The following is a 26,872-nucleotide window of genomic DNA, read 5'->3' as shown; positions in this document are numbered from 1 at the left end:
TACATCAAACCACAACCGTTTTTTGTAGACGGTCACGAGTATTCAGTTGTATATTATTAGAGTTCTACATCAAACCACAACCTCCTCGTAAGGATGTGCAGGAGCCGCAGTGTTGTATATTATTAGAGTTCTACATCAAACCACAACTTGCCGGTCTCGCGCAGGGTTCTGCTTCTGTTGTATATTATTAGAGTTCTACATCAAACCACAACTTCAAGTTGGTTGTTAGTTGTTTTACCGGGGTTGTATATTATTAGAGTTCTACATCAAACCACAACTGACGATTAAGAAAATGAACAGCAAATCACGTTGTATATTATTAGAGTTCTACATCAAACCACAACGAGGTGCAGCAGCTTTTGACCGAGGCCGACGTTGTATATTATTAGAGTTCTACATCAAACCACAACCAACAAGCGCGTGCAGCGCATCATCACGGAGTTGTATATTATTAGAGTTCTACATCAAACCACAACAAGGCGCGGCAGGGCGAACGTGAACTCTACGTTGTATATTATTAGAGTTCTACATCAAACCACAACTACGCATTTGAACTCGAGCACCTTGAAAAGTTGTATATTATTAGAGTTCTACATCAAACCACAACGGAGGAGTTCAACCGATGGGCGAATGCCGTGTTGTATATTATTAGAGTTCTACATCAAACCACAACTTGCAAGGTGGCCTTATCCTCGCTGAGACTGTTGTATATTATTAGAGTTCTACATCAAACCACAACTTAATCCGTGAAACTCGATTCGATTTCAAGTTGTATATTATTAGAGTTCTACATCAAACCACAACCCACGAACGTTGGTTCGATCCGTCCTGTCGGTTGTATATTATTAGAGTTCTACATCAAACCACAACCTACGCAGCCGATATTTTTCACAGAAACCGGTTGTATATTATTAGAGTTCTACATCAAACCACAACGCTGAAATGCAGCGGCGCTATCCTGAAAAAGTTGTATATTATTAGAGTTCTACATCAAACCACAACGGCGATGACGACGAAGTCCTCAAGGTCGGTGTTGTATATTATTAGAGTTCTACATCAAACCACAACTGCTCATCTACATAATACGCGACGATTCTGTTGTATATTATTAGAGTTCTACATCAAACCACAACCAAGGCTGATAGCAACAGATGTCTGGCCATGTTGTATATTATTAGAGTTCTACATCAAACCACAACCGTACGTGAGAACTGCTGGGAATGGTACAGTTGTATATTATTAGAGTTCTACATCAAACCACAACGCGGAGTATACGCCTTTCGAGGAGTTCGTGGTTGTATATTATTAGAGTTCTACATCAAACCACAACACGAATTCTACTACCCTACAACGGGCATCGTTGTATATTATTAGAGTTCTACATCAAACCACAACCATTATCCGCCGGGTGTTCGTCTTGCGGCCGTTGTATATTATTAGAGTTCTACATCAAACCACAACCAGTTCCGCGAAGCCCTGCAAGAGTTCCCCGTTGTATATTATTAGAGTTCTACATCAAACCACAACGCCGGGCATGGAACGGGTTGATTTTGGTTGTTTTACATGGCTTAAGAGCTTCGTAAAATCCGTTCCTGTTCGTCGGCGAAGTCGGTTCGATGCGTTTTTTCGTATTTCAAAGAACGAATATAGTATTTATTTTTCAGAAAAATTCAAGTTGTTGCGGGGTTTCGGGTTTGGCGCGTTCTATTTTGCCCCAGAAGTTCAAGATTTCTCCATATTGTTTGTCCGTCACGCTCAGCATGCTCGTATATCCGGCCGGAGGCATCGATTTTCGTACCCGGTTCATATGCACGAGCATGTTTTCTTTCGAGGCGCAATGTCGGACGTAAACCGAATATTGCATCATCGAAAAACCGTCTTTCTCCAGTGCCTTGCGGAATTGGGCCGCATGGCGTCGTTCGGTTTTGGTTTGGGTCGGGAGATCGAAGAATACGAACAGCCACATGATTCGGTAGGCATTCAGTCGGGATTCGGACATTATTCAAGCAAAGGGTAAAGTATCTTTTTTTGGGTTCCGGCAAAACATTTGGCCAAGGATGCCGAGGTAAACGTCAGTCCCACATCGAGCGGGCGCAAAACCTTGTCGAAACGCGTGTCGACGAAAAGCAAGCGTAACAATTCGCCTTTGACTTCCTTGGTCAGTTGCGATTTGCCCGCTGCGTGCAGGTGGTATGCCTGTTCGTCGACATACGGACGATAGGGTTCCATCAGGTCGTCCGCCAGCGGGAATGCGTTGTAGCGGTTGCGATGGAAAATGCCGAATGCCGGCAGCAGTCCCGACCCCATCAGCGAGCGGGCAACGGCTGCACGAAGAATCGTGTATCCGTAGTTCAGCAGGTTGTTCGGTTCCGCACCTTCACGCATACGGATGAATTCCCGACCGAACAGTTCCGTCCAATATATTTTCGCTGCAATGCCTTCCCGGTTGTCCGTGTCTCCGCTCTTTACGTTCATGTAGTAGGGTTTCAGTTTGTCTCCATCCTTGCCCAACTTGCGTAGCAGGGCCGCTTGATTGCGGATTTTCGCTTCGACGATCTGTTTCCAGATGCTTTTTTTGAGCGGTTCGCTCGCTTCGGCCTGCGCGCGGTAGCTTTCGCCTTGCGTCTTGTTGGAGTCCAGATTCATCAGCATGGCATTCGGCATGCGGTCGTTGCCGCAGAAGATCACTGCCACGTTGTTGTCGGAAAGCGCATTGAGCAACGGCAGCGTGACCGTGGTCTGCTGGTCTTCCAAGATGATGGCCCCGATGTCTTCTATGGGGATGCTTTTTTGCATCTCGGGAGCTTCCTTCGTGTGGACGATCAGCTGCCCGTTGCGCAGGCTCAGGCAGTACGGCGTCGAGAAAAACAGGGCGCGTTTCAGCATGAGGGTTCATGTTTGAATATGATTTCTCCCGTGACGCTCATGTCGAAATCGTAACCCTCGACATAGGCGTTCAGTTGTGTATGGTAAAGTCCAATAATCGGACGATAGGATTCATCGATTTTCCAGGCGCCTTTTTTTATTGGCAAATCGACCGCTTGGCGAGCTTCTTGATGATGCCGCAATGTAAGTATTCCGTATGAATATTTCTGTTGTATCATAGTACTACTCATTCCGATTACTTTGTACAGCCGTTTCGCCAGGTCCTTTTGGGTGCATTCATGCAGTTCGGCCGGCGAATTTTCGTAGAAAAGTACCATCGTGCCGGTTTTCAGCAGATACTTCAGCGGATGGCCGTTAGCATCGGTTATCGGCACCAGGTCGGGCCGGGTCGTACGGTCGGCGCTCGCCTTGAAATATCGGGCAGCTTCCAGGTTGCTGACGATTTCGAACGAACGTTTCGTCTTTCCGCGTTTGTCGGTTCCTTCGTAGACGGCCATGCAGTAGTTGCCGTCGTTCATGACAAGGTAGTCCCGTTTGTATTCTTTTTCCGAGATGTCGCGTTGCGCTTTCAGATGAACCGGTTTCGTCACGTTCGGTGTGAAGATGCGTACTTTGCGAATCGGTACGGCTTTTTCCTGGTTCATCCAGATCGTGTGTTCTTGCGGATTCATCGCTGTTTTGAATCCGACTTCCGCAATCGCGTCTTTTACTTTCTGTTTTACCGCTTCGTCGACTATTTTGTCCACGTCGGTGGGTTGCAGTTGGTCAAGCGACTTGCGGACGACATGTTTGATTTCGTCGTCGCGTTTGATCGCTCCGTAGAAAGTTTGTTGATGCAGTGCTCCCCGGGCCGTATCGCCTTGCATGTAGATGGGCTTGCCTTGGTTGTCGACCTGTACCTTGCCGCGGATGCGCAGCCTTTTGCGGCTTTGCTTGGGCAGGTTGTCCGGCGTGTGGTGCGCGATGAGCAGTTCGTCGGCTATGGCTTTGACATCTTCGGTAAAGGTCGGCCACGGTTTTTCGAATTGCGGGCGTGCGCCTTCGTTGCGCAGGTAGCGTTCTTCGTCGCCGACATATCGGGCCCAGCGGTCGTATTCGTTTCGACCGATGCAGGCGATCGTAATGGCGTCGATGCAGTGGTGTACATGATTCACACGTTCTTTTTTTACATATTCCGCCTGCAATCCCCACATCTTGCGGAATTCGGCGGTCGTCGCCCCTTTTACCGTGTATATCCGGTCGAATACCGTTTTTAGATAGAGCCGTGCGTAGCGGCCGATGATTCCGATGTCCACGCCTTGTCTGTTGGAGAATCCGTCCGGCACCTCGGTCATTGTAAAGCGTTCGATCTTTCCGCGCCAGTACGCCAGGTGCATTTGCAGGTAGTGGCGGCGTTGGATGGCGTTGTCTTTTTCCGATTTCGTGGCGGCATTCTTGCTTTTGCGTACTTGCGCTTCGATCATTTTTTGCAGCGTATCGATTTTCTCTTGCCAACCGAATCCTTCGATGCGTGCCATGATTTCGGCATGGGCCGATAATTCGGACGGAAGTTTGGCCCGCTTTACCTCCCGGTTGAAGCGATTTTCGCAGAGCGTTTTGTTCATCTGCGAATCGTCGCCTCCGCGCGACCGGGGAACGGTGTGTTCGATGTCGCAGTCCGTGGCCGTGCCTATGAAGTCCGAGATGCGGATTTGCTTGCCCGTGTAGGGACATACGTGTTTCTGTTCTTCCCAGAACTGGTATTTCAGTATGTCCGTTTCTGTCGGTTCGACGTCCATTCCGCTTTCCGCAGCGTATTGCGCCCGGATTTCGTCGGCGAATTTCCGGTGGTCGGCCTCTCTTTCGCGTTGGTATTGTTCGATGGCCTTGCGTTTGTTCGCATTGTTCAGCCCCCGGGAGAATTCGATGTTTATCTTCGTCGTGGGGTCTATTTTCCCGTCCCGCAATAGTTTGTTTATCAGAATCCGCAAACGGAACAAGGCCCGCATCGCCATCGGATTGCGTATGGACGCCGTGCGCGGCGATCCCAGTTGCAAGATGCCGTCGGCATCGGGCCGCTGGGCCGGATAGGTCTCGATCATCGACGGGTGGTAGAGCCGGTCGAGCTGCGAGCTGTCGAGTCCGTTGTCGGTAAAATATTCCGCAATGCGGCGTTCTTTCGAATCGTATTTGTCGTAGGGATTCCGTTTGTAGTCGAGCAGCAGCTGGGCGATGTCTTGTTCGATTTCCCTGCGATGCGTTTCATCTTCATAGATTTCCTGCGGCAACGCTGCTTTCAGATTGGCGATGAATACCGCTTCGTCGTAGCGGTATCCGGCGCGCAGATAGGGTAGTATCTTGCTGATGGCGTTCAGGCTCAAGGCTGCATAGTCCTGCGGCAGGCGGATCGCAGCGAAAGCTTTGGCTTGTTCTTCCGTGAGCTGGAGCTTTTCGCGTGCCCATGCGCCGAGCCGCTCTTCGTCGTCGAACGAAAACAGCGCATGCCATACGTCGTTGAGTATCTGTTCTGCGGTCTTGCGGCTTCCGAGCGTGTAGAGGCTGCATATCTCCGTCAGCCAGTCGTCGCCGAATACCGAGATCAGGGCGGCCGTAACCGGACATCCGCTTGCGGTCGCGATGCGTGCGTAGTTGAACCGGTATGGCGCCTCGTTCCGGTCGCCCTTGCAGGCATAACGTCCCTTGCCGGCTATTTTGCGTGCGATTTCTTCGAAGTCGAAGTGCGGTTTGCTCTTGCGTAGGAACAGCGGGCGGATCGTCTGTATTTCGTCTTGTGTCAGCGGGCGGAAATCCGGGTCTTGGGGGCCGGCAATCCGAATGTTGTTGACGAAAGAATACATGCGGAACTCCTCGAAATGCGGATGGGAGATCGGGCAGCGCGGTTTCCGTTTTTCGAAAGTGCACTTCCCGACGGCTCCTTTCTGCGACTTCAGGGGGCGTTGGAAGAAGATGGCGCGATGCAGTGTCTCTGTCAAGGATTCGGGCAGTTTCTGTTTTTCGCAGATGGCCCGGAACTCCGCCAGATAGTGTTCGTTGCGCGAGGTGTATTTTTTGCGGATTTTTTCTTTTTGCTGGTAAAGTATGTAGAAATATTCGCCCAGATAGCAGCATCCCGCCGCTTCCATGTCGGTTGTCAGGTTCTTGATGCTTTGTTTGACCTGTCCGTTTTCGCTCTCTTTCCCGGTATCTTTCCGGTTGCTGATGAATCCGCGCCGTTGCGCCAAGTGGTACAGGGCGCGGCCGAGCGACCAGCGGTCGTGACGGTTGTCGAGATCGAGTTCTTCGGTCAGGGCGCGGTAGCGATCATGGTAGGGATTCTTGTCAGTATTGTCGTCCGTTCGTTGCCACTGGATGAAAGCGTCGTCGAGCGGGTAGGTCTTGCGTTTGCGCCATTGAGCCAGCTGCTCGTCGCTCAAAGGAGGGCACAGGTCGTGTTCGATGAGTATCTTGAGCACCTCGATTTTACGCAGTCTGCGGCGGAAATAGTGACGACGCAGCGCCCGCGCATCGGTTCTGTCTTGCACGGCCGGTTTTTCGTTGTTTTTCTCGCGCGCTACGCCCTCCTGGAAAATGTCGACTCCTCTGTCGAGCAGTGCATATCCGTTTTCGGTTTGTTCTGCTATGGCCCATCCCAGCGAGTTGGTGCCCAAATCCAATCCTAATACCTTCGACATACAATAATTTTTTATGCTTATCCGCAGATATTCCTCTTTTTATTCGGCAGCGCAGCCTGCGGACATGCTTGCGGGCCTTTGTTTGGGGACGGCCCCTGCGGCTCGAAAAAACGCGACAAGCGATGAAATATAGATGCCGAGACGTTTTTTGCGGATAAGCGTTTATTTTCTTTTGGAAAATTAAAGAAAAAGTTGCAAAATTCCAAATAAGGGCTTATATTTGTTGCGTAAGAATTCTACATCTTACCACAATAAGGCTACATGCCGAAGGTTTTTAACCTATTGTCTCCGCGTACTCCGTGGAGACTTTTTTATTGGATAGTGTGCTCGGGACCCCGGATTCATGCGGTGCGGAATCGTTCATGGATGGCTTTTGGTTTCCGATTGTTCCGTTGGGGTATCCAATCAGGCAAAGTCCGATTGCGATTGAGGCAGACTGTTTTTGTCGATCGCCGTTTGCCGGAGGTTCTGCGCAAAACACAAGAAAGAGAGATTACTTGCAAGTAGTCTCTCTTTCTTTGTGACACCGACAGGACTCAAACCTGTAACCTTCTGATCCGTAGTCAGATGCTCTATTCAATTAAGCTACGGTGCCGAATTGCGAATGCAAATATAGGATGAAAATCCGATATGCGCAAATAAATCGTGAAAATTTTTACAAAGATTCGTCCGTCGGGTGCAGAAACCGAATACCGCAGGGTGTTGAAACGTTTTAATGGGCGCTTCCGGCTGCCGAATAGGCGGAAAGGACTAAAACGTTTTACTCCGGTTTTGTTGCATACATGCGAGCGGGTGCTTGTCCGGTTTTATTTTATTCGGTCGGGATGGTCGCGCAGAAATTTTTCCCAGCTTTGCGATCCGCCTTTCGACGCGGCTTTCTTGCCGCCGCCCAGTCCTTTGACGCGTTCGGTTCCCAGCGCGGCGTGGAGCGGTGAGGCGGTGGCGTAGTAGTGGCACAGGGCTACCGCCATGCCATCGGTGGCGTCGAGCCGCCGGGGCGGTTGGTCGACCGACAGCATCCGGCATACGATGGCGGCGACCTGCTCCTTCTCGGCCGATCCGCGGCCGGTAATGGCCTGCTTGATACGCATCGGAGCGTATTCCGAGACGGCCAGTCCGCGATGCAGCGCCGCAGCCATCGCCACGCCTTGCGCACGGCCCAGTTTGAGCATCGATTGCACGTTTTCGCCGAAGAACGGCGATTCCAGCGCTACTTCGCGCGGGGCGTATTGGTCGATCAGTGCGCCGACTTCTGCGAATATGCGGCGTAGTTTTTCGTAGGGGTCGGTCAGCTTGTGCAGGTCGATGTCGCCCATCGCTACGGCCCGCACCGCACGGCCGTCGACCTCCAGCACGCCGTAACCCATGTAGTTCGTGCCGGGGTCGATGCCCATGATGCGGTAGGTCGGAATCGGTTGCAAGAGACCGGTCTATTTAAGCAGTTCTTCCAGCTTTTCGTGGAGCGCTTCGCCGCGCAGGTTGGTCGCGACGATCGTCCCCTGGCTGTCGATCAGGAAGTTAGAGGGGATGCCCTGCACCGCATAGTCCTTCGCTGCCTGGTTGTCGAATCCGTTGAGCACGCTCACGTGGAGCCATTTCATGTCGTGGCGGTCGATGGCTTCCAGCCATTTGTCGCGGTTGTTGTCGAACGATACGCCGTAGATTTCGAATCCGCGTTTGCGGAAATCGGCATAGGCTTTCTTCAGATGGGGCACTTCGCCCATGCAGGGGCCGCACCACGAGGCCCAGAAGTCGATGAGAGTCAGTTTGTTGTCTGGGTTCTCGATTACCGAGCGCAGCGATACCGGCGTGCCCGACGCATCGGGTTGTTCGATGTCGGTATATGGGTTGCCGATGTCGGTTTTCATCTTGCGTTCGGCTTGTTCGCGGAGTTGGGTCAGCAGTTCGGTCTGCTGCATCGCAGGTGAGAAGAGGGCGATTTCGTCCAGCAGTTCCTGGCCCGAGAATTCGTAGCTCGATTCGCTGAGGATGAGTGCGCCGAAATAGTTGTCGCGGTTGTTCTCGCAGGCCTGGCGGCGCATCGCATCGTTTTCTTCGATGATGGCTTCGCGGCGTTCCTCGCTCGTCTCCGGATCGCGGTATTCCTTGATCAGCGCGTTGAGCCGTTCTTCGAATGCGGTTTTGGCGTCGTTGGCCGGCGTGCCCGTAGCGACGGCCCGGCCGGGATTCTCGGCGTCGGTCTCGATGCGGATGGTGCCGGGTTCGACGATCAGCATCGTGCCGAACGTGCCGTTGTTCTCCTCCGAGTCGGCGACGAAGCGTATTCCGGGATTCTCGGCCGTGCCCTTGAAGCGGAATGCGCCGTCGGTTACCTGCGCCGAGTCGAGCAGTTCGTTGCCTGCAAAGAGGTAGACCGTGCCTTCGAGCCCTTCGACGCGGCCGTCGATCGTGTAGTTGTTGCCGCCGCAGCCGCACAGCAGGGCCGCTGCGATCCAAAGTGTTTTTTTCATGGATTTCCTATCGGTTTTTGAGTTCGTCGATTCCTTTTTCGAGATCACGCACGCGCTTGTCCAGCTCGGGCAGCCGTTTGAACACTGCTGCCGAACGATGGTACTGCATGCCCGGAAGCGCCGGGTAGCCGAAGCGGATTTCGCCGTCGGGTACGTCCTTGTCCAGGCCGCTTTTCGATCCCACCTGCACGCGGTTGCCGATCGTCACATGATCCGCCACGCCCACCTGCCCCGCCAGGAAGCAGTTGCTGCCCACTTTCGAAGTGCCGGCGATGCCGGTCTGGGCCGACGACACGGTATTGGCGCCGATCTCCACGTTGTGGCCGATCTGGATCAGGTTGTCCAGCTTCACGCCGCGGCGGATGATCGTCGAGTCGGTTTTCGCCCGGTCGATGCAGGTGTTGGCGCCGATCTCCACGTCGTCTTCGATGATGACGTTGCCCAGTTGGGGAATCTTGTCGAAGCCGCCCTCGGCGTTGGGCATGAATCCGAATCCGTCGGCTCCGATTACCGCTCCGGCATGAAGGATGCAGCGGGCGCCGATCTTGCAGCCCTCGTAGATTTTTACACCCGGGTAGAGCGTCGTGCCGTCGCCGATCTCGACTCCGGCGCCTACGTAGACTTGGGGATAGATCTGACAGCCTTCGCCGATCTTGGCGCCGGCTTCGACCACTGCGAAGTCGCCGACGTAGCAGTTTTCGCCTACCGTCGCCTTCTCCGAGATGGAGGCATGGGCGCTGATGCCCTTGCGGCGGGGTTTGGCCGCTTCGTACAGGGACAGGAGCTTCACGACGCAGGCGGCGGCATCGTCGACCTTGATCAGCGTTGCCGCCACGGGCTGCGCGGGTGCGAACGTCTTGTCGACCAGCACGATGCTTGCCCCCGTGGTGTAGAGGTAGGGTTCGTATTTGGGGTTGCTCAGGTAGGCCAGCGCTCCGGCTTTGCCTTGTTCGATGGACGATACGGTGTGCACCGTCGCCTGTTTGTCGCCGATGACTTCGCCGTCCAGGAAACCGGCGATCGTTTCGGCTGTGAATTCCATTGCCATAGAGATTATTATAAGTATTTCGTTATGTCCGTTCCGGCTGGGAGAAACTCGGTTGCGGAGTGTCCGAAAGCCAGCAGTTCGCGCACGGTCGACGAGGAGATGTCGGCCACGTCGCCGGGCGTGCAGAGCATGACGGTCGTCAGCGTCGGGAAGAGCCTGCGATTGGCCGACTGCATCGTGCGTTCGAATTCGAAGTCGGCGGTGTTGCGCACGCCGCGGATCATGGCGCAGGCGCCCGCCGCCCGGGCGAAGTCGCCCGTCAGTCCGGTGTAGATGCGGGTTTCGATTCGCGGATCGCCGGCGTAAAGGTCGTCGATCAGGCGTTTGCGGTTTTCGACGTTCAGCAACCCTTGTTTGGAAGTGTTGCTGCCTATGCCGATGACGATCCGGTCGAAGAGTCTGAGCGCTTCTTCGACCAGGGCCGCATGGCCGCGGGTAAACGGATCGAACGATCCCGGAAAAATGGCGGTTCTTTCCATAGGAAACAAAAAGCCGGACGCAGCATCGGATCGATTCTGAATGCGTCCTCTTTTTTACAAATATAGCTAAAATTTCATAATTCAAAACATGTTTTCCATCGCCTTGGCCACCCGTTCGGCAATCAGCGACATGTAGGGCACGCCCTTGCAGCTGGAGATGGCCGTCACGCCGCGGTGGTCGACGTAGAAAAGTTCGTCCATGCGGGCGAGCATGCCGCGTTCGACGGGTTCTTCGCGCAGCTCCAGCCCTGCTGCTTCGATGGCTCGGCGGGCCAGGGTGCGTTCTGCGTCCGGAGGGGCGGGCGAGACGAGCACGGTCGTGCCGCGCACGGCGAACAGCGGGGCGTCGTCGGCCGAGAGGCAGATGCCGCGGCTGTCGTGGCGGATCGCCACGTCGGCGCCTGCCAGCTGCGCCTGCCGTCGGGCCAGCAGCGCCGCGGCTTCGCGGACTGAAGTGGGCGCGGACGAAAGGGGGAGGTCGTAGCCGACGAGCATGGCTTGGGGCATCAGGCTGCGGAGCGCATAGCCGTTGTAGAACGAATGGCCGGCCGGCACAAGGCGTTCCTCGCCGTCGTCCGCGACTTCGATCCGCACGAAAGCCGACACTCCCTGCGGGTAGCGTTCGGCCTTGGCCGCGGCTGCCAGGCGTGCCTCCAGCTGCCGGAGGTCGGGGGTGTAGCCGACTCCGAAAAGCGTGCGGGCCGCGTCGGCGAGCACAGCCGCATGGACGTCGGTCAGCCGCGGGCGGCCCTGACAGAGGTGGACGGTCTGGTAGAGGCGGAGCGGGGTCACAGCAAGAAGATTTTCAGCAGCAGTTCGCGCAGCAGTTCGCCGTCGGTGGCGCCGCCCGTGTTCAGGCCCTTGCTTTTGGCGTCGTATTCGCGCAGCAGGCCCAAGATCTGGAATACTTTGCGGTTGTCCCAGTTGGCGGAGGTCTGCTTGATTTCGTTGATGGCGAACGTGTTGTTCTTGCGCAGGATGCGCATGAGTTCCATGTCCGACGGGAACGGCTCTCCCTTGCGGCGGGAGAGCCAGCGCAGGTAGTTGACCGTGAAGATGTCCTTGAACTGGTTGAAAAGCGCCATGATGGTAACCAGCATCGGGTTGTCCTTGGGATTGCGGGCGAAGTGCCCGGCGATCATCAGGGAACGGGCCGTGTCGCGCGCAACGACGGCCTTGCAGAGTTCGAAGTTGTTGAAGTCTTTCGAGATGCCGATGTGGGCTTCGATGTCGGCGTCGGTAATGCGTTGCGTGCCCTGGGGCAGCGATACGGCCAGCTTGCGGAGTTCGTTGGCGATTTTGGAGACGCCGGTGCCGAGGTGGTCGGTAAGCATCGCGAGGGCCTTGGGGTCGATCGCGAAACCCTGGTCGCGGGCGAACTGCTGGAGCCAGGCGGCGATTTCGTAGTCGCGCGGCCGCACCGATTCGAGCACGGCGCCGTTGGCCGTGCAACTTTTGTAGAGCGCCGAGCGTTTGTCGACGGACTTTTCCTTGTGGCAGATTACCAGGATGGTCGTCGGCGAGGGTTTTTGGGTGTAAAGCGCGAGTTTGTCGAGGCCCCGCAGCTGTTGGGCCTCCTTGACGACGACCACTTGCTGCGCGCCCATCATGGGCATCTGGCGGCAGAGGTTGATGACCTGCCCGGCCTCCGAGTCCTTGCCGTAGACCGTGATCTGGTTGAACGAGCGTTCGGCTTCGTTGAGGATTTCGTTGGCCAGACGGTCGCACAGTGCATCGATGAAGTAGCTTTCGTCGCCCATGAGCAGGTAGACCGGAGCGTAGTGCCGGGCCGCCGCGTCGGCGTTCAGACGTTCGTATTGGGCGATCGTGTCGCGGAATTTGACAGCCGATTTTGCCATGTCAGACGATTTCTTTGGTAATGCGCAGGACGTTTTCAGTGGATTCGGTCAGACGGAAACGGTCGTCGATGCGGCGGCCGACGAGCCAGACGATCTCCTCGTCCGAGAGCAGGACGAACTGCCGCTGTTTCTCGGCCGCCGAGACTTTGGCGTCGGTCAGGAAGTCGCTTACTTTCTTGCGGCCCGTCATGCCGAAGGGCACGAACCAGTCGCCCTCCTGCCAGCGGCGGAGCGTGAGGGGGTAGTGCAGCTTGTCGGCGTCGACTTGCGCGATCTGTTCCGGCACGCCGAACTCCTTGATGGCGTCGATGTCCGCATATTCGTAGTAGAGCACCGAGTTGCCGCAGTAGCTTCGTGCGGCGCCGTATTCGACCGTCGTGCAGCATGCGTCGTCGTCGGGAATCGGCGCTACGGCTATGGTACCCCGATCCACATAGGCTACGTGTTCGCGCGAATAGAAGCGCCGGCCCGTGGCCTGTTGGTCGAGTGCATGGCAGAGGGCGTCGATCACGTCGCCCTTGAATCCGTAGGCCGAGCCGAGCAGTTCGTAGATCACGAAGCCGCGCGGAAATGCCGGGTCGATGCGCTCCAGGTGGATGATCTCCGTCCCCTCGCAGGTCGTGACCGCTTCGCGGCGGATGCGTTCGATGCCGTGGTCGATGAATTGCTGGGCTTCGGTCAGCCGGCCGATGTTGCGTTGCATGAGGGCCGTGAACTTGGGGCTGATTTCGCGGATGCGGGGGATCAGTCCCAGGCGGATCTTGTTGCGCAGATACTTGGTCGAGCGGTTCGAGGAGTCTTCGCGGAACGGGATTTTGTTCGCCACGGCATATTCGAGTATCTCTTTGCGCGAGGCGAAGAGCAGCGGCCGCACGATGCGCCCGACCTGCGTCGAAATGCCCGTCAGGCCGCGCAGGCCCGTGCCGCGCAGCAGGTTGATGAAGAACGTTTCGATCGAGTCGTCGGCATGGTGCGCCACGGCTACGGCCGTGTAGCCCTGTTCGCGGCACAGCTCCTCGAACCATGCGTAGCGCAGACGCCGGGCGGCCATCTCCATCGATTCGCCCGTGCGCTCCATCTCGGCCTGCGTGTCGAAGCGGCGGTTGCAGCAGGGCGCGCCCAGCCGCGCCGCTTCTTCGGCCACCAGCATTTCGTCTTCGTCGCTCTCTTGGCCGCGCAGTTGGAAGTTGCAGTGCGCCACGCCCACGCGGTAGCCGCTTTGCGCGAAGAGCCGCAGCATGACCATCGAGTCCACGCCGCCCGAAACGGTAAGCAGCACCCGATCGTCGGGTGTCAGGAGCTTGTTTTCTTTTATATATTGTTCGAAAGCCTCGGGAAGAATCATTTTTGCGAATGTAAGGGTCGGGAATGGAAAATCGAAATCGTTTTATAAGATATTGACTTCCGTGTCGATCGTCACGCCGAATTTCTCCTCGACGGCCGCCTGCACCTTGCGCGCCAGGGCCAGCACTTCGCCTCCCGTCGCGCCGCCCAGGTTGACCAGCACCAGGGCCTGGCGGTCGTGGACGCCGACATGCTCCTCGCGGTAGCCTTTCATGCCGGCCTTGTCGATCAGCCAGCCGGCCGCCAGTTTGGCCTTGCCGGCTTCCGGCGCCGGATAGAGCGGCATGTCGGGCCATTGGGCTTGCAACCGCTCGGCCAGCGCGCGGTCGACGACCGGATTCTTGAAGAAACTGCCCGCATTGCCCAGCTCGGCCGTGTCGGGGAGTTTCGTGCGGCGGATCGCGCAGATCGCCTCGCGGATGTTGCGCAGCGTGGCGCCGCCGCGGGCCTCGACCTCGCGTTCGACGTCGCCGTAGCCCAGTCGGGGCCGGGGCGTGCGCGTGAGGGCGATTTCGATCGCCGTGATGATTACGCGGCCTTTCAGCCCGTGTTTGAAGACGCTTTCGCGGTAGCCGAATTCGCAGTGCGCCGCATCGAGCGTCAGCATCGAGTCGCTCTCCGTGCAGTACATTTCGACCCGGCGGATCGAATCCTTGGCTTCGCAGCCGTAAGCCCCGATGTTCTGCACCGGCGCTGCACCTGCCTTGCCCGGGATGAGCGAGAGGTTTTCGATGCCCCACAGCCCGCGTTCCACGGCCCATTCGACCAGATCGTCCCATTCGACGCCGGCATCGACGTGCACGCGTACTTCGTCGCCGCTTTCATCGAGGATTTCGATCCGCTGCGATACCGGCGTGAGAAGCAGGCCGTCGTAGTCGTGCGTGAAAAGGATGTTGTTGCCGCCCGCCAGCACCATCCAGCGGTCGGGCCGGCCGGCGGCGAAGACCGCCCGCAACTCCTCCACGGTTTCGAATTCGACAAGCCGGGCGGCATGCTGCCGGACGTGGAAACTATTGCGGTCGTGCAGGCTGATGTTGTGAAATTCTTTCGACATGATGCGCAAAGTTAGGAATAATTTCGTATCTTTGATAGAACCGGATACCGACAAAAACCTAAATACTTTAAAATCATGTTTTCACAAGATGATCTTCAACAGATCGCCCGGCACGGTCTTTCGCCCGAGTCGGTCGGTCGGCAGATCGAGCACTTCCGCCGCGGATTTCCTTATCTTAAGGTCGTGCGGGCCGCTTCGCCCGGCGACGGTGTGACGATATTGGACGATGGACAGGCCGACCGGGCCGCCGCCCGTTATGACGAGGCTGCCGGACGGCTCTCCGTCGTGAAGTTCGTGCCTGCTTCGGGCGCTGCTACGCGCATGTTCAAGGAGTTGTTCGAGTTCGTCAACGAGGGCAAGCGCGGCAAGGGGATCGATACCTTGTTGCAGCATGTCGAGGATTTCGCTTTCTGGCCCGAACTGCGGGCCGTCCTGCCCGAGGGGGCCGGCGACAAGGCCGTGGTCGGCGCCATCGTGGGCGAGGGCCTCGGCTACGGCAGCAAACCCAAAGGGCTGGTGACGTTCCATGCCTATCCCGAGGGGGCGCGCAAGGCTGTCGAGGAGCATCTGGTCGAGGGTGCCGCCTATGCTGCGGCGGGCGGGAAGGCGAAGATCCATTTTACCGTTTCGCCCGAGCATCGGAACGGTTTCGAAGCCTTGCTGGCCGAGAAGGTGCCCCTTTATGAAAAACGTTTCGGCATTCGTTACGATATTTCGTTCTCGGTGCAGAAGCCTTCGACCGATACCATCGCCGTGAATCCCGATAATACGCCTTTCCGACAGGACGACGGGCGGCTGCTGTTCCGGCCTGCGGGGCATGGCGCCTTGATCGAGAACCTGAACGACATCGATGCCGACCTTGTTTTCATCAAGAACATCGACAACGTGACCACCGATGCTTTGCGCGGCGATACCGTGCGCTTCAAGAAGGTGCTGGCCGGTGTGCTGCTCGGCTTGCAGGAGCGGGCGTCCAAGTATCTGAAGGCTCTGGACGCCGGCACCGGCGACCTGGAGCCGATCGCCGAATTCATCCGCAGGGAGTTGTGCGTGAAGTTGCCCGAGCGTTGCGATGCCGCCTTGCTGCGGTCGATCCTCGATCGTCCGATCCGTGTCTGCGGCATGGTGCGCAACGAGGGCGAGCCGGGCGGCGGGCCGTTCTGGGTGGCCAATCCCGACGGCACCGAGTCGTTGCAGATCGCCGAGTCGAGCCAGATCGCGCCCGACGACATGCCGCTCATGAAGTCGGCGACCCATTTCAATCCGGTCGACCTGGTGTGCGGCGTGCGGCGTGCGGACGGCAGCAAATACGACCTGCGCGAGTATGTCGACCCCGCGACCGGGTTCATTTCGTCCAAATCGTCGGGCGGACGTGAATTGCGCGCCCAGGAGCTGCCGGGCCTTTGGAACGGGGCGATGGCGCGCTGGAATACGGTGTTCGTGGATGTGCCCGTTTCGACCTTCTCGCCCGTGAAGACGGTGCTCGACCTTTTGCGGCCGCAGCACCGGTAGGAGGCGGGCATGCAAAAGCGAGGCGCGGGATGTTGTCCCGCGCCTCGCCGCTTTCCGGCGGTCTTCTACTTCTTGGTGTACTGGTTGTGACCTTCGGGGTTGTTGCTGCGCGAACCCGTGCGCGAGCTGCTGTTGCTGCGGGTCGAATTGCTGCCGCGCGAAGCGGTGGTGCGGCCCGTCGACTTTTCCGACGACTTGCACTGGCTCGACTGCGAGCGTGCGGAAGTCTTGGAGGTGGACTCTTTCATAATGTTTAAATTTTTTAATTGAACATCTTACTGCCGATCATGTCTGGGGGCGCGAGCCGTCCGACCGAAAGCCAGTTTTGTGCACCGGGTGTTCCCAGAGGAGCAGGCCGGTGTCCGAAGACCTGCAAATCGTATACCAGAAAGGCGGAATTGCATTTGCGGGGATCGTTTCTGGAGGAGTTTGCGGGAATGTTCCGGGAGAACTTATTAGGGCGTTTGCGGGAATATTCCTTGGGAGTTTTCGGGGCGAATGCTGGGGCGGGATAGCTGCCGGATGCTTCTTGGGCAAGGTGCCGGACGAACGGCGCTGCGGCCGTTTTTGTCGTTATTGGGCTGATTGTTGATGAATTGCGGATAAAATGTTGTTGTGCGGCCTTGTCGTTCTCGGAATCTTTCTTATATTTGTTGCGCGAAAAACAATAATCAAAATCAGATAGATCGATATGGAAAACAAACTTCAGCAGTTGACCCAGAAACTCTACGACGAGGGGCTGGAGAAAGGCCGTGCCGAGGCCGACCGTATGGTGGCCGATGCCAAGACCCGGGCCGCCAAGATCGTGGCCGATGCCGAGGCGCAGGCCGGGGAAATCGTCCGCAAGGCGCAGGCCAAGGCCGAGGACGTGGAGAAGAACACCCTCACGGAAATCGCGCTGGCCGGCAAGCAGGCCGTGGCCCGCATCAAGTCGGAGATCGCTTCGTTGATCGTGGCCAAGGCGACCGGCGCAGGCGTGCAGGATGCCGCCGTCGACCCCGCGTTCATCAAGGAGATGCTGCTGGCCGTGGCCAAGAACTGGAACGGCGCCGATGCCGGTAAGGTCGAGTTGAAGGCCCTGCTGCCCGAGGGCGAGCGGGAGAAGCTGGACGGCGCTTTCGAAAAGAGCGCCGGGGAGCTGCTCGCGGCCGGTATCGAGGTGGGGTACTCCCAGGAAGTGAAGACCGGTTTCCGGGTCGGCGCCAAGGACGGCGGCTACTACATCTCGTTCTCCGACGCCGATATCGAGGCTTTGTTGGGCGAGTATCTGCGCGAGAAGGTTTCCGCGATGCTGTTTAAGGCGTAGACGTCATGTTCGCGACCAACTATTATACGCTCGTTGCCGGACTCCGCGAGTATGCGCTCGATGCCGATGCCAAGGGTTTCGATGTGCGGGCCATCGTCGAGGAGGTGTTCGAGGCGCTTACTGAACGCGATGCGCGGCAGGTGCGGCTGCTCGACGCCTATTACGATTGCGAGAATCTGGTCGCTCTGCGGGCCGGACGCCGGGCGTTCAGTCCGCTGGGCAATTTCTCGCGGGAGGAGCTGGCCGAGGAGTTGAAACATCCCGTCCGCCTGCCCGAGGAGCTGGCCCGCGTGGTGCGCGCCTATGCCGATCCCGAGGGCGAGGATGCCGAGACGGTGGATACGGCGCAGCGCTTCGAGAAGTCGCTTTTTGCGGCCTATTATGAGCTTTGCGCCCGCAAGGGCTGCCGCTTCCTGCGCCAGTGGGCCGTCTTCGACCGCAACCTGCGCAACCTGACTGCCGCTGTGACGGCCCGGGCCGCCGGACGTCCCGTCGAGGAGGTGACCGTCGGCGGGGGCGACGTGGTCGATCAGTTGCAGCGCAGCTCGGCCGCCGACTTCGGTCTGCGCGGCGAACTGGGCTACATCGACGCGGTAATCGCCGCCGTGGGCGAGGAGCAGAACCTCGTCGAGAAAGAGCGCAAGATCGACCTGATCCGCTGGAACGAAGCGCTCGACCTGGCTACGTTCGACTACTTCGACATCAATGCCGTACTTTCCTATCTGGTGCGGGTCAACATCGTGGCCCGCTGGACGCTGCTCGACCCCGCGCGCGGCCGCGAGATGTTCGCCCGCCTGCTGGCCGAGCTGGACGGCAAGGAAATGATAGAAAAACAATAAGACATATAAGGAATGAAAACAACAGGACGTGTAAGCGGTATCATTTCGAACATCGTCATCGTCAAGGCCGACGGCCCCGTCGGGCAGAACGAGATATGTTACGTCTATACCGGCGATACGAAGATGATGGCCGAGGTCATCAAGGTCGTGGGCGACGCCGCCTACGTACAGGTATTCGACAGCACCCGCGGGCTGAAAATCGGCGACCGCGTGGAGTTCGAGGGGCACATGCTCGAAGCCACGCTCGCTCCGGGTCTGCTGTCGCGCAACTACGACGGTTTGCAGAACGACCTCGAAAAGATGGACGGTCTGTTCATCGCCCGCGGGTCGATTACCGACCCCCTCGATTTCGAGGCGCAGTGGGAGTTCAAGCCCCTGGCCCAGGCCGGCGACAAGGTGTCGGCCGCGTCGTGGCTGGGCGAGGTCAAGGAGCAGTGGCTTACCCACAAGATCATGGTGCCGTTCACGATGGGCGGCACCTATACGGTCAAGAGCGTCGCCGCAGCCGGCAGTTACAAGGTAACGGACACCGTAGCCGTCGTTACCGACGCCGAGGGCCGCGACCACAATATTACCATGGTGCAGAAATGGCCTGTCAAGCAGGCCGTGCGCTGCTATGCTGAAAAACCCCGTCCCGCCCGCGTCATGGAGACCGGCGTGCGCGCCATCGACACGTTCAATCCCATGGCCGAGGGCGGTACGGGTTTCATTCCCGGGCCGTTCGGCGCCGGCAAGACGGTGCTCCAGCATGCTATTTCGAAGCAGGCCGATGCCGACGTCATCATCATGGTGGCCTGCGGCGAGCGCGCCAACGAGGTGGTCGAAATCTTCAAGGAGTTCCCCGAACTGGTCGACCCCCGCACGGGCCACAAGCTCATGGAGCGCACGATCATCATCTGCAACACCTCCAACATGCCCGTCGCCGCGCGCGAAGCGTCGGTCTACACCGGCATGACCATCGGCGAGTACTACCGCGCCATGGGTCTGAAGGTGCTCGTGATGGCCGACTCGACGTCGCGTTGGGCGCAGGCGCTGCGCGAGATGTCCAACCGTCTGGAGGAGCTGCCCGGCCAGGACGCTTTCCCGATGGACTTGTCGGCCATCATTTCGAATTTTTACTCGCGTGCCGGTTTGGTAAAGCTCAACAACGGCGAGACCGGTTCCGTGACGTTCCTCGGCACCGTGTCGCCCGCAGGCGGCAACCTCAAGGAGCCGGTCACCGAATCGACCAAGAAGGCTGCGCGCTGCTTCTACGCTCTCTCGCAGGGCCGTGCCGACTCGAAGCGCTACCCGGCCATCGATCCGTTGGAATCCTACTCCAAGTACCTGGAGTATCCCGAGATCAGCGACTACCTGGACGAGCACATCGAGAAAGGGTGGGTCGAGAAGGTCTACGCCGGCAAGACCATCGTGCAGCGCGGTAAGGAGGCCAACGACCAGATCAACATCCTGGGCGACGACGGCGTGCCCGTGGAGTACCACGAGCGGTTCTGGAAGTCGGAGCTGATCGACTTCGTGATTCTCCAGCAGGACGCTTTCGACGACATCGACGCCAACTGTCCGATCGAGCGTCAGAAGATGATGTACGAAATGGTGCTCGACATCTGCCGCAAGGATTTCCCGTTCGCCGACTTCGAGGAGTGTTCGCAGTTCTTCAAGGGACTCATCAACCTCTTCCGCCAGATGAACTACTCCCAGTGGCAGTCGGAGAAGTTCAACGATTACAAGAAGCAGATCGAGCAGTATGTGCTTGCTAAAACCGAATAAGCCATGACAACACGCGCATTTCAGAAAATATATACCAAGATCGACAACATTACCAAGGCCACCGTCACGCTCCGCGCCTCGGGCGTCGGCAATGACGAGCTGGCCACCGTGGGCGGCAAGCTCGCGCAGGTAGTGAAGATTATGGGCGAGAACGTTACCTTGCAGGTCTTCGCCGGCACGGAGGGCATCGCCACCGATTCGGAAGTGATCTTCCACGGCGAGCCGCCCAAGCTCAAGGTGTCGGATAACCTCGCCGGCCGCTTCTTCAACGCCTACGGCGAACCTCTGGAGGGCGGCGAGGCCGTCGAGGGCGAAGCCCGCGAGATCGGCGGCCCGACGGTCAACCCCTTCAAGCGTCTCCAGCCTTCGGAGCTGATCGCCACGGGCATCGCCGGCATCGACTTGAACAATACGATCGTCACAGGACAGAAGATTCCGTTCTTCGCCGACCCCGACCAGCCCTACAACGCCGTGATGGCCAACGTGGCCCTGCGCGCCAAGGCCGACAAGATCATCTTGGGCGGCATGGGTCTGACGAACGACGACTTCCTCTACTTCAAGTCGGTCTTCGAGAACGCCGGCGCCCTCGACCGCATCGTCTCGTTCGTCAACACCACCGAGAACCCGCCCGTCGAGCGTCTTCTGGTGCCCGACATGGCGCTGACGGCCGCCGAGTACTTCGCCGTGGACAAGGGCGAGAAGGTGCTGGTGCTGCTTACCGACATGACGCTCTACGCCGATGCGCTGGCCATCGTGTCGAACCGCATGGACCAGATCCCCTCCAAGGACTCGATGCCCGGTTCGCTCTATTCCGACCTGGCCAAGATCTACGAGAAGGCCGTGCAGCTGCCCAACGGCGGTTCGATTACCATCATCGCTGTGACGACCCTCTCGGGCGGCGACATCACTCACGCCATTCCCGACAACACAGGTTACATCACGGAGGGCCAGTTGTTCCTGCGCAACGACTCCGACACGGGCAAGGTCATCGTCGACCCGTTCCGTTCGCTGTCGCGTCTCAAGCAGCTGGTCATCGGCAAGAAGACCCGCGAGGATCATCCGCAAGTGATGAACGCCTGCGTGCGTCTCTACGCCGACGCGGCCAATGCCAAGACCAAGCTCGAAAACGGCTTCGACCTCTCGGACTACGACGAGCGTACCCTGAAGTTCGCCCACGATTACTCCGAGAAGCTGCTGGCCATCGATGTCAATATCGACATTACCCGCATGCTCGATACTGCATGGGAGCTTTTCGCCGAGTACTTCTCGCGCGAGGAGGTGGCCATCAAGGAGGAGCTTATTAAGAAATACTGGAAAGCATAGCGGCCTATGGCTATCAAGTTTCAATATAACAAAACTTCGCTCGGCGAACTCGGCAAGCAGCTCAAGATGCGGCAGAAGGCGCTCCCGACCATCAAAAGCAAGGAGTCGGCCCTGCGTTCCGAGGTCAAGAAGGCGAAGGATTCCGCTGCGGACTACCGCCGTCGGCTCGACGCCCTGAAGGCCGAGTACGACTATATGGCGGCGCTCTGGGGCGAGTTCGACGACGGCTTGGTGCGCATCGCCGACGTCGAGCTGACGACCCAGAAGATCGCCGGCGTGCGTACGCCCGTGTTGCAGGACGTGAAGTTCGAGGAGAAGCCCTACGACCTTTTCTCGGCGCCTGTCTGGTTCGCCGACGGCGTGGAGGTGCTCAAAAAACTCGCGCGGCTGGCCCTGGAGTTCGAGGTCTACGATCGTAAGATGGAGCTTCTGGACTACGCCCGGCGCAAGACTACGCAGAAGGTAAACTTGTACGAGAAGGTGCAGATACCCGGCTACGAGGACGCTATACGTAAGATCAAGCGTTTCATGGAAGACGAGGAGAACCTCTCCAAGTCGGCACAGAAGATCGTGAAAACCAAACAACAGCAAGCCGGGGAGGGCGCCACGTTATGATAGCAAGAATGTCGAAATACGACTTTGTGCTCTTCGCGGCGCAGAGCGGCGATTTCATAGAAAAGTTGCGCGAGCTGGGACTGGTCGATATTACCGTCTCCGGTTGGGAGCCGTCCGAGGAAGACCGTCAGCTGCTCCTCGATATCGAGGCCGGCAACAAGGCGCTCGAATTCCTCAAGGCATGGACGGAGGAGCGCGAGAAAGCCGGGCAGAAAGGGGACGTTGCGTCTCGTGTTGCCGGAGGGGCCGCCCAAGTCGTGCCCTATGCGTCCGGTCGGGAGGCGTTCGAGCATTATCTGCGTGCCCAGCGCGAGGCCGCCGCGGCCAAGGCCGAGATCGCGCGGCTCGAAAAGAGCGCCGACGAACTGCGTCCGTGGGGCGATTTCGATGTTTCCCGGGTGCAGAAGCTCGCCGACGAGGGGGTCGTGTTGCGTTATTTCTCCGCCCAGCGCAACACCTACGACAAGGCGTCGGCCGAATGGTCGGAGCAGTATACGATTTCCGAGATCGGTCGCACCGATGCGATGGTGTGGTTCGTCGTCATTGCAGCTCCCGGGCAGGAGGTAAACCTCGATGCACAGGAGATGAAGGCGCCGCAGATGGACATCCGCCAGGCCGAAGCGGCCATTGCCGCCGAGCAGGCCAAACTGGAGACGCTCGATGGCGACTTCGCACGTGCCGCCGCCTCGTGTCCGTTGTTGGTTTCCTACGTCGCTTCGCTCAAGGAGCGGTTGCAGGGCCTCAAGGTCGAGGCCACGGCCCGGCAGGCCGCCGACGGCATGCTGGTCGTCATGGAGGGATGGGCCGAGACGGAGCGTTCCGCCCAGGTCGACGCGTTGTTGGAGGAGTATCCCAACGTGGTCTATATCAAGAGCGACCCCACGCCCGAGGACAATACGCCGGTCAAGCTCAAGAACGGGTGGTTCGCCCGCATCTTCGAGTTGGTGGGCGACATGTACGCCCGGCCCCGCTACGGCACGATCGACCTCACGCCGTTCTTCGCCCCGTTCTATATGCTGTTCTTCGGCATCTGTCTCAACGATGCGGGCTACGGTCTGATCTTGCTGGCCATGGGTTTGTGGCTGCTCCGCAAGAACCGCAAGCCCGGCATGATGCGTCAGGCCGCATGGTTCGCCACGATGTGCGCCGCCGCAACGATCCTTTTCGGGTTGTTCTGCGGTTCGTTCTTCGGGGTGAACATGCAGGAGTGGGTGCCGTTGAAAGCCGACGGCGAACCGTTGTTCCGCTTCTTCGACTTCCAGAACCGGTTCTTCTCCATCGCCCTGGCCATCGGCATGGTGCAGATTCTGTTCGGCATGCTCATCAGCATCTGCGTCACGGCCCGCACCTTCGGCGTGCGCTATTCGCTGGGTACGATGGGGTGGTTCATCATGTTGCTGGCCGCATCCGTTGCCGGCGGACTCCCGATGCTCAATCCTGCATGGGTCATCCCCGGGTTCGGCACCTCGTCCGTGGCGTTCTATGTCGTGTTGGGGATCGGCGCCGTGTTGATGTTGTTCTTCAATACGCCCGGGCGCAATCCGCTGCTCAACCTCGGCTCCGGTGTGTGGAACCTTTATAACAACATTACCGGCCTGTTGAGCGACGTGCTCTCCTACATCCGCTTGTTCGCCATCGGATTGTCGGGCGGTGTGCTGGCGCTGGTCTTCAATTCGCTGGCCGAGGGCTTCGTGCCTGAGGGCGCCCACATCGTTGTGCGGATTCTCATCATGCTGCCGATCCTGCTGATCGGCCACGGCATCAACCTCTTCATGTCGACCATCTCGTCGTTCGTCCACCCGATGCGTCTGACATTCGTGGAGTTCTACAAGAACGCCGGCTTCGAAATGGCTACGCGCAACTTCGAGCCGTTGAGAAAAATGGAAAAATAAAAGACAAGGGTGCCTTGCTGCGCATGACAGCCGGACATCCGGATAAAAACGAAAATTCAACAACAAATAAAAATTCATTCGATTATGGAAACAACAGCTTTGGTAATGGCCTACGTGGGCGTGGCTCTGATGGTAGGTCTGGCAGGTATCGCTTCTGCCGTGGGTACTTCGATCTGCGGCCAGGCGGCCGTCGGCGCCATGAAGAAGAACAACGGCGCGTTCGGTAGCTACATGATTCTTTCGGCTCTGCCCGGTTCGCAGGGTCTCTACGGCTTCGTCTGCTTCTTCATGGTGCAGGGTTTCTTGCAGAACCCCTCGATGGTGCAGGCCGCAGCCGTCTTGGGCGCCGGCATCCTGGTGGGCATCGTCAACCTGGCCGCTGCGATCTTCCAAGGCAAGGTTTGCGCCAACGGTATCGCCGCGATCGGCAACGGTCATGATGTGATGGGTAAGACGCTGATCCTCGCCGCTTTCCCCGAGCTTTATGCCATCCTTACCGTGGCCGCTACGTTCCTTATCGCCAACATCGTGCGGTAGATAGGTGGCCGCAGCGGAGCCGCCCGGCGGCTCTCGCGGACAAGGATTACCCCTGCCATTCAGTGTGGCAGGGGTAATTTGTGTGTTCGGGAGTTGCGGGAAGCCCTTTGTTGCCCGGCTTCGGGGAAGCGGAGTCGTTTCGGCCCAATTTGCAGAATCTCGAAAAGCAGTTCTTCGTACGTGCGGCCGATGTTGCGGCCATTGCATCCGGCCGATCGGGCGCAGTGCGGATCGGGGCCTGAAATGGAGGAGAAGGTGGAGTGACCGAGACTACGCCCGATTCAGCAACTCCAGGAAATCCACTCCCGAGTCTTGCCCGATTTTAGAACGGTGCGAGGGGGCCTAATGATCCTCTTTTTACCAGTTTATCGGTTCCTTGCCGATCGAGCGGAGGTATTCGTTCGCGCGCGAGAAGTGGCGGCAGCCGAAGAATCCCCGGTAGACCGAGAGCGGCGAGGGGTGTACGGCTTTGAGGATGCAGTTGCGCTGCGGGTCGGCGATCGCGCCTTTCTTTTGGGCGTAGCTGCCCCAGAGCATGTAGACGATGCCTTGTTTGCGTTCGTTGATCGCCCGCACCACTGCATCGGTAAAGGTCTCCCAGCCGTGCCCCGCATGCGAAGCCGCTTCGTGCGCCCTCACGGTCAGCACAGCGTTGAGCAGCAGCACGCCTTGTTCCGCCCAGCGGTCGAGGTTGCCCGTGGCGGGTATGGCCGTGCCCGTGTCGTCGGACACTTCCTTGAAGATGTTTTGCAGCGAGGGCGGAAACGGCACGCCGTCGCCTACTGAGAAGCACAGCCCGTTGGCCTGCCCGGGGCCGTGGTAGGGGTCTTGGCCGATGATGACCACCTTGAGCTGGTCGAACGGGCATTTGTCGAACGCCCGGAAGATGTTGCTGCCGCGCGGATAGATGCGGCGGGCTGCATATTCCTGCCGCACGAACTGCGTCAGAGCGGTAAAATAGGGTTTTTCGAATTCCGGTGCCAGGAGTTCTTTCCAGTCGGCGGCGATCTTCACATCCATGGTTTCAGCAGGACTAAATTTTTTGTAAAAATAATAAAAAGTTTGCAGAAAAATATATATTTTTAACAGACAAACACCTCTTCCGGGCGCCTTTGCGGGGGGTCTCGGCTTGGCTCCGGCCAAGGACGGGGTGTCGGACGGCGTTTTCGGAAACTCTTTATTTTTTGTGTTCGTATGAAAAGGTTTTTTTTGTTCGGATTGTGCTTGTTGGGAGCATGCGCGCCCAAGACGGAGAACGAGGTGCATAACGTGATTTACATGATCGGCGATGGCATGGGTCTGGCGCAGGTCTCTCTCTTGCAGATCGCCGAGGATTATGCGCCGACCGCGTTCGACCGGGCCGAGGGTGTGGCGCTCATCGCTACCCGTTCGGCCAACAACCGTGTGACCGATTCGGCAGCCGCCGGCACGGCGCTCAGCACCGGTTCGAAGACCAACAATGCGGCCTTGGGGATCGATACGGCCGGCATGCGGCTGGAGTCGCTGGCCGAATGCGCGCGGCAGCAGGGTATGCGCACCGGACTGGTAGTTACCAGCCACTTGTTCCACGCTACGCCAGCTGCATTCTATGCCCATGTTGCCGATCGCAATGATATGCCGAGCATTGTCTGCGATATGTTGGCTTCCGACATCGATCTGTTGATCGGCGGCGGACGACGGATGCTCGCCGATTCGCTGCCCGGCGGCGGCACGTGGTTCGATGCGTTCCGCGACAAGGGCTATCGGGTTGCGCAGTCGTCGGCGATGCTCGACACCCTGTCGGCGCTGCCCGTGCTGGCGGCTGTGGCAGACAAGCATCTGCCCTGTGCGGCGGAGCGCGGCGATTTGCTGCCCCGGGCCGTACGCAAGGCCTTGGAGTTGCTGGCCGACGGGTCGGAACGGGGTTTCTTCTTGATGGTCGAGGGTTCGCAGATCGATATGTTCTGTCACGGCAACGATGCCGGGGGTGTGCTCGGCGAGATGCGCGATTTCGAGCAGGCGGTATCCGTCGCGATGGATTTCGCCGATGCGCATCCGGGTACCTTGGTGGTCGTCACGGCCGACCATGAGACCGGCGGTCTGACCTTGCCCAGCGGCAATTCCGACTTCACGCTGCCCGAGTCGGGTGTGGAACCCCGTTTTTCGAGCGGCGGGCATACGGCATCGATCGTGCCGGTCTACCTGTATGGAACGGGCGCCGACCGCATCCGCGGTTTGATGGACAACACCGAATTGGCCCGGCAGATCAAACGGATGATCGGAGAATAGCCCG

Annotated in this window: 22 protein-coding genes, 1 tRNA gene and 1 CRISPR repeat array (1 of these 24 running past the window's edge); of the genes, 9 read left to right on the top strand and 14 right to left on the bottom strand. The window is 58.1% G+C overall.

The features are described 5' to 3' along the window. A CRISPR array of direct repeats spans positions 1-1,527; the repeat unit is 36 nt; unit sequence GTTGTATATTATTAGAGTTCTACATCAAACCACAAC; it reaches 874 nt to the left of the window's first position. A gap of 133 nt (positions 1,528-1,660) precedes the next feature. From cas2 to murB, 12 genes are all read right to left on the bottom strand, one after another. Beyond that, positions 1,661-1,999 carry a CRISPR-associated endonuclease Cas2 gene (cas2, locus tag QZ298_RS08110; RefSeq protein WP_296007834.1) on the bottom strand — a complete coding sequence of 113 codons (339 nt, stop codon included), beginning with the start codon at positions 1,997-1,999 and terminating at the stop codon, positions 1,661-1,663. Further along, complete coding sequence (cas1, locus tag QZ298_RS08105; protein ID WP_296007831.1) at positions 1,999-2,886, bottom strand: type II CRISPR-associated endonuclease Cas1; 888 nt, start codon at positions 2,884-2,886, stop codon at positions 1,999-2,001. The genes cas2 and cas1 overlap by 1 nt, the downstream gene beginning before the upstream one ends. Beyond that, entirely contained in the window at positions 2,880-6,557 is a 3,678-nt protein-coding gene (gene cas9, locus QZ298_RS08100) for a type II CRISPR RNA-guided endonuclease Cas9 (RefSeq protein WP_296007829.1), read from the bottom strand. The genes cas1 and cas9 overlap by 7 nt, the downstream gene beginning before the upstream one ends. A 521-nt stretch (positions 6,558-7,078) precedes the next feature. Further along, positions 7,079-7,152: transfer RNA gene (locus tag QZ298_RS08095), tRNA-Arg, on the bottom strand. 211 nt (positions 7,153-7,363) lie between these two features. Next, positions 7,364-7,951, bottom strand: a complete 588-nt coding sequence (gene ruvC, locus QZ298_RS08090) for a crossover junction endodeoxyribonuclease RuvC (RefSeq protein WP_296007981.1) — start codon at positions 7,949-7,951, stop codon at positions 7,364-7,366. A 36-nt stretch (positions 7,952-7,987) separates the two neighbouring features. After that, the gene (locus QZ298_RS08085; RefSeq protein WP_296007826.1) at positions 7,988-9,028 is read right to left on the bottom strand and encodes a TlpA disulfide reductase family protein; all 1,041 of its coding nucleotides are present in this window, start codon (positions 9,026-9,028) and stop codon (positions 7,988-7,990) included. A 7-nt stretch (positions 9,029-9,035) separates the two neighbouring features. Further along, positions 9,036-10,070: a UDP-3-O-(3-hydroxymyristoyl)glucosamine N-acyltransferase gene (gene lpxD, locus QZ298_RS08080; RefSeq protein WP_296007823.1), complete on the bottom strand. Its 1,035-nt coding sequence runs from the start codon at positions 10,068-10,070 to the stop codon at positions 9,036-9,038. 14 nt (positions 10,071-10,084) lie between these two features. Then, on the bottom strand, positions 10,085-10,555 hold the full coding sequence (gene coaD / locus QZ298_RS08075; RefSeq protein ID WP_296007821.1) for a pantetheine-phosphate adenylyltransferase: 471 nt from the start codon (positions 10,553-10,555) through the stop codon (positions 10,085-10,087). 81 nt (positions 10,556-10,636) lie between these two features. Next, positions 10,637-11,347, bottom strand: a complete 711-nt coding sequence (locus QZ298_RS08070) for an aminotransferase class IV (protein ID WP_296007817.1) — start codon at positions 11,345-11,347, stop codon at positions 10,637-10,639. After that, entirely contained in the window at positions 11,344-12,414 is a 1,071-nt protein-coding gene (gene holA, locus QZ298_RS08065) for a DNA polymerase III subunit delta (RefSeq protein ID WP_296007813.1), read from the bottom strand. The genes QZ298_RS08070 and holA overlap by 4 nt, the downstream gene beginning before the upstream one ends. A 1-nt stretch (position 12,415) precedes the next feature. Next, positions 12,416-13,759 (bottom strand): tRNA lysidine(34) synthetase TilS, encoded by a 1,344-nt coding sequence (gene tilS, locus QZ298_RS08060; RefSeq protein ID WP_296007811.1) that lies wholly within the window; start codon positions 13,757-13,759, stop codon positions 12,416-12,418. A 42-nt stretch (positions 13,760-13,801) separates the two neighbouring features. Next, complete coding sequence (gene murB / locus QZ298_RS08055) at positions 13,802-14,812, bottom strand: UDP-N-acetylmuramate dehydrogenase (protein WP_296007808.1); 1,011 nt, start codon at positions 14,810-14,812, stop codon at positions 13,802-13,804. Positions 14,813-14,887: 75 nt separating this feature from the next. Here murB and QZ298_RS08050 point away from each other — a divergent pair, with 75 nt between their 5' ends. Further along, entirely contained in the window at positions 14,888-16,321 is a 1,434-nt protein-coding gene (locus tag QZ298_RS08050) for a DUF4301 family protein (protein ID WP_296007805.1), read from the top strand. Between the two features lie 65 nt (positions 16,322-16,386). Here QZ298_RS08050 and QZ298_RS08045 read toward each other — a convergent pair whose 3' ends face one another. After that, entirely contained in the window at positions 16,387-16,569 is a 183-nt protein-coding gene (locus QZ298_RS08045; RefSeq protein WP_296007802.1) for a hypothetical protein, read from the bottom strand. A gap of 443 nt (positions 16,570-17,012) precedes the next feature. Between QZ298_RS08045 and QZ298_RS08040 the strand changes: the two genes are divergently transcribed. From QZ298_RS08040 to QZ298_RS08010, 7 genes are all read left to right on the top strand, one after another. Continuing rightward, positions 17,013-17,627, top strand: coding sequence for a hypothetical protein (locus QZ298_RS08040; RefSeq protein WP_296007799.1), 615 nt, complete (start codon positions 17,013-17,015; stop codon positions 17,625-17,627). A gap of 5 nt (positions 17,628-17,632) precedes the next feature. Then, positions 17,633-18,466 (top strand): DUF2764 family protein, encoded by an 834-nt coding sequence (locus tag QZ298_RS08035; RefSeq protein ID WP_296007797.1) that lies wholly within the window; start codon positions 17,633-17,635, stop codon positions 18,464-18,466. A gap of 12 nt (positions 18,467-18,478) precedes the next feature. Further along, positions 18,479-20,233, top strand: a complete 1,755-nt coding sequence (locus tag QZ298_RS08030; protein ID WP_296007792.1) for a V-type ATP synthase subunit A — start codon at positions 18,479-18,481, stop codon at positions 20,231-20,233. A 3-nt stretch (positions 20,234-20,236) separates the two neighbouring features. Continuing rightward, entirely contained in the window at positions 20,237-21,556 is a 1,320-nt protein-coding gene (locus QZ298_RS08025) for a V-type ATP synthase subunit B (protein WP_296007790.1), read from the top strand. Between the two features lie 6 nt (positions 21,557-21,562). Beyond that, positions 21,563-22,171, top strand: a complete 609-nt coding sequence (locus tag QZ298_RS08020; RefSeq protein ID WP_296007787.1) for a V-type ATP synthase subunit D — start codon at positions 21,563-21,565, stop codon at positions 22,169-22,171. A gap of 8 nt (positions 22,172-22,179) precedes the next feature. Further along, positions 22,180-24,063, top strand: a complete 1,884-nt coding sequence (locus QZ298_RS08015) for a V-type ATP synthase subunit I (RefSeq protein WP_296007784.1) — start codon at positions 22,180-22,182, stop codon at positions 24,061-24,063. Between the two features lie 105 nt (positions 24,064-24,168). Continuing rightward, the gene (locus tag QZ298_RS08010; protein WP_296007978.1) at positions 24,169-24,600 is read left to right on the top strand and encodes an ATPase; all 432 of its coding nucleotides are present in this window, start codon (positions 24,169-24,171) and stop codon (positions 24,598-24,600) included. A gap of 357 nt (positions 24,601-24,957) precedes the next feature. Here the strand turns inward: QZ298_RS08010 and ung are convergent, their stop codons facing one another. Continuing rightward, positions 24,958-25,620: a uracil-DNA glycosylase gene (gene ung / locus QZ298_RS08005; RefSeq protein ID WP_296007780.1), complete on the bottom strand. Its 663-nt coding sequence runs from the start codon at positions 25,618-25,620 to the stop codon at positions 24,958-24,960. Positions 25,621-25,794: 174 nt separating this feature from the next. On the opposite strand from ung, the gene QZ298_RS08000 reads away from it, so the two are divergent. Next, positions 25,795-26,868 carry an alkaline phosphatase gene (locus QZ298_RS08000; protein WP_296007778.1) on the top strand — a complete coding sequence of 358 codons (1,074 nt, stop codon included), beginning with the start codon at positions 25,795-25,797 and terminating at the stop codon, positions 26,866-26,868. Positions 26,869-26,872: the final 4 nt, after the last annotated feature.

The sequence above is a fragment of the uncultured Alistipes sp. genome (genome assembly GCF_910580175.1).
Taxonomy (GTDB): Bacteria; Bacteroidota; Bacteroidia; order Bacteroidales; family Rikenellaceae; genus Alistipes.
This window is presented reverse-complemented; position numbering and strand designations above follow the sequence as displayed.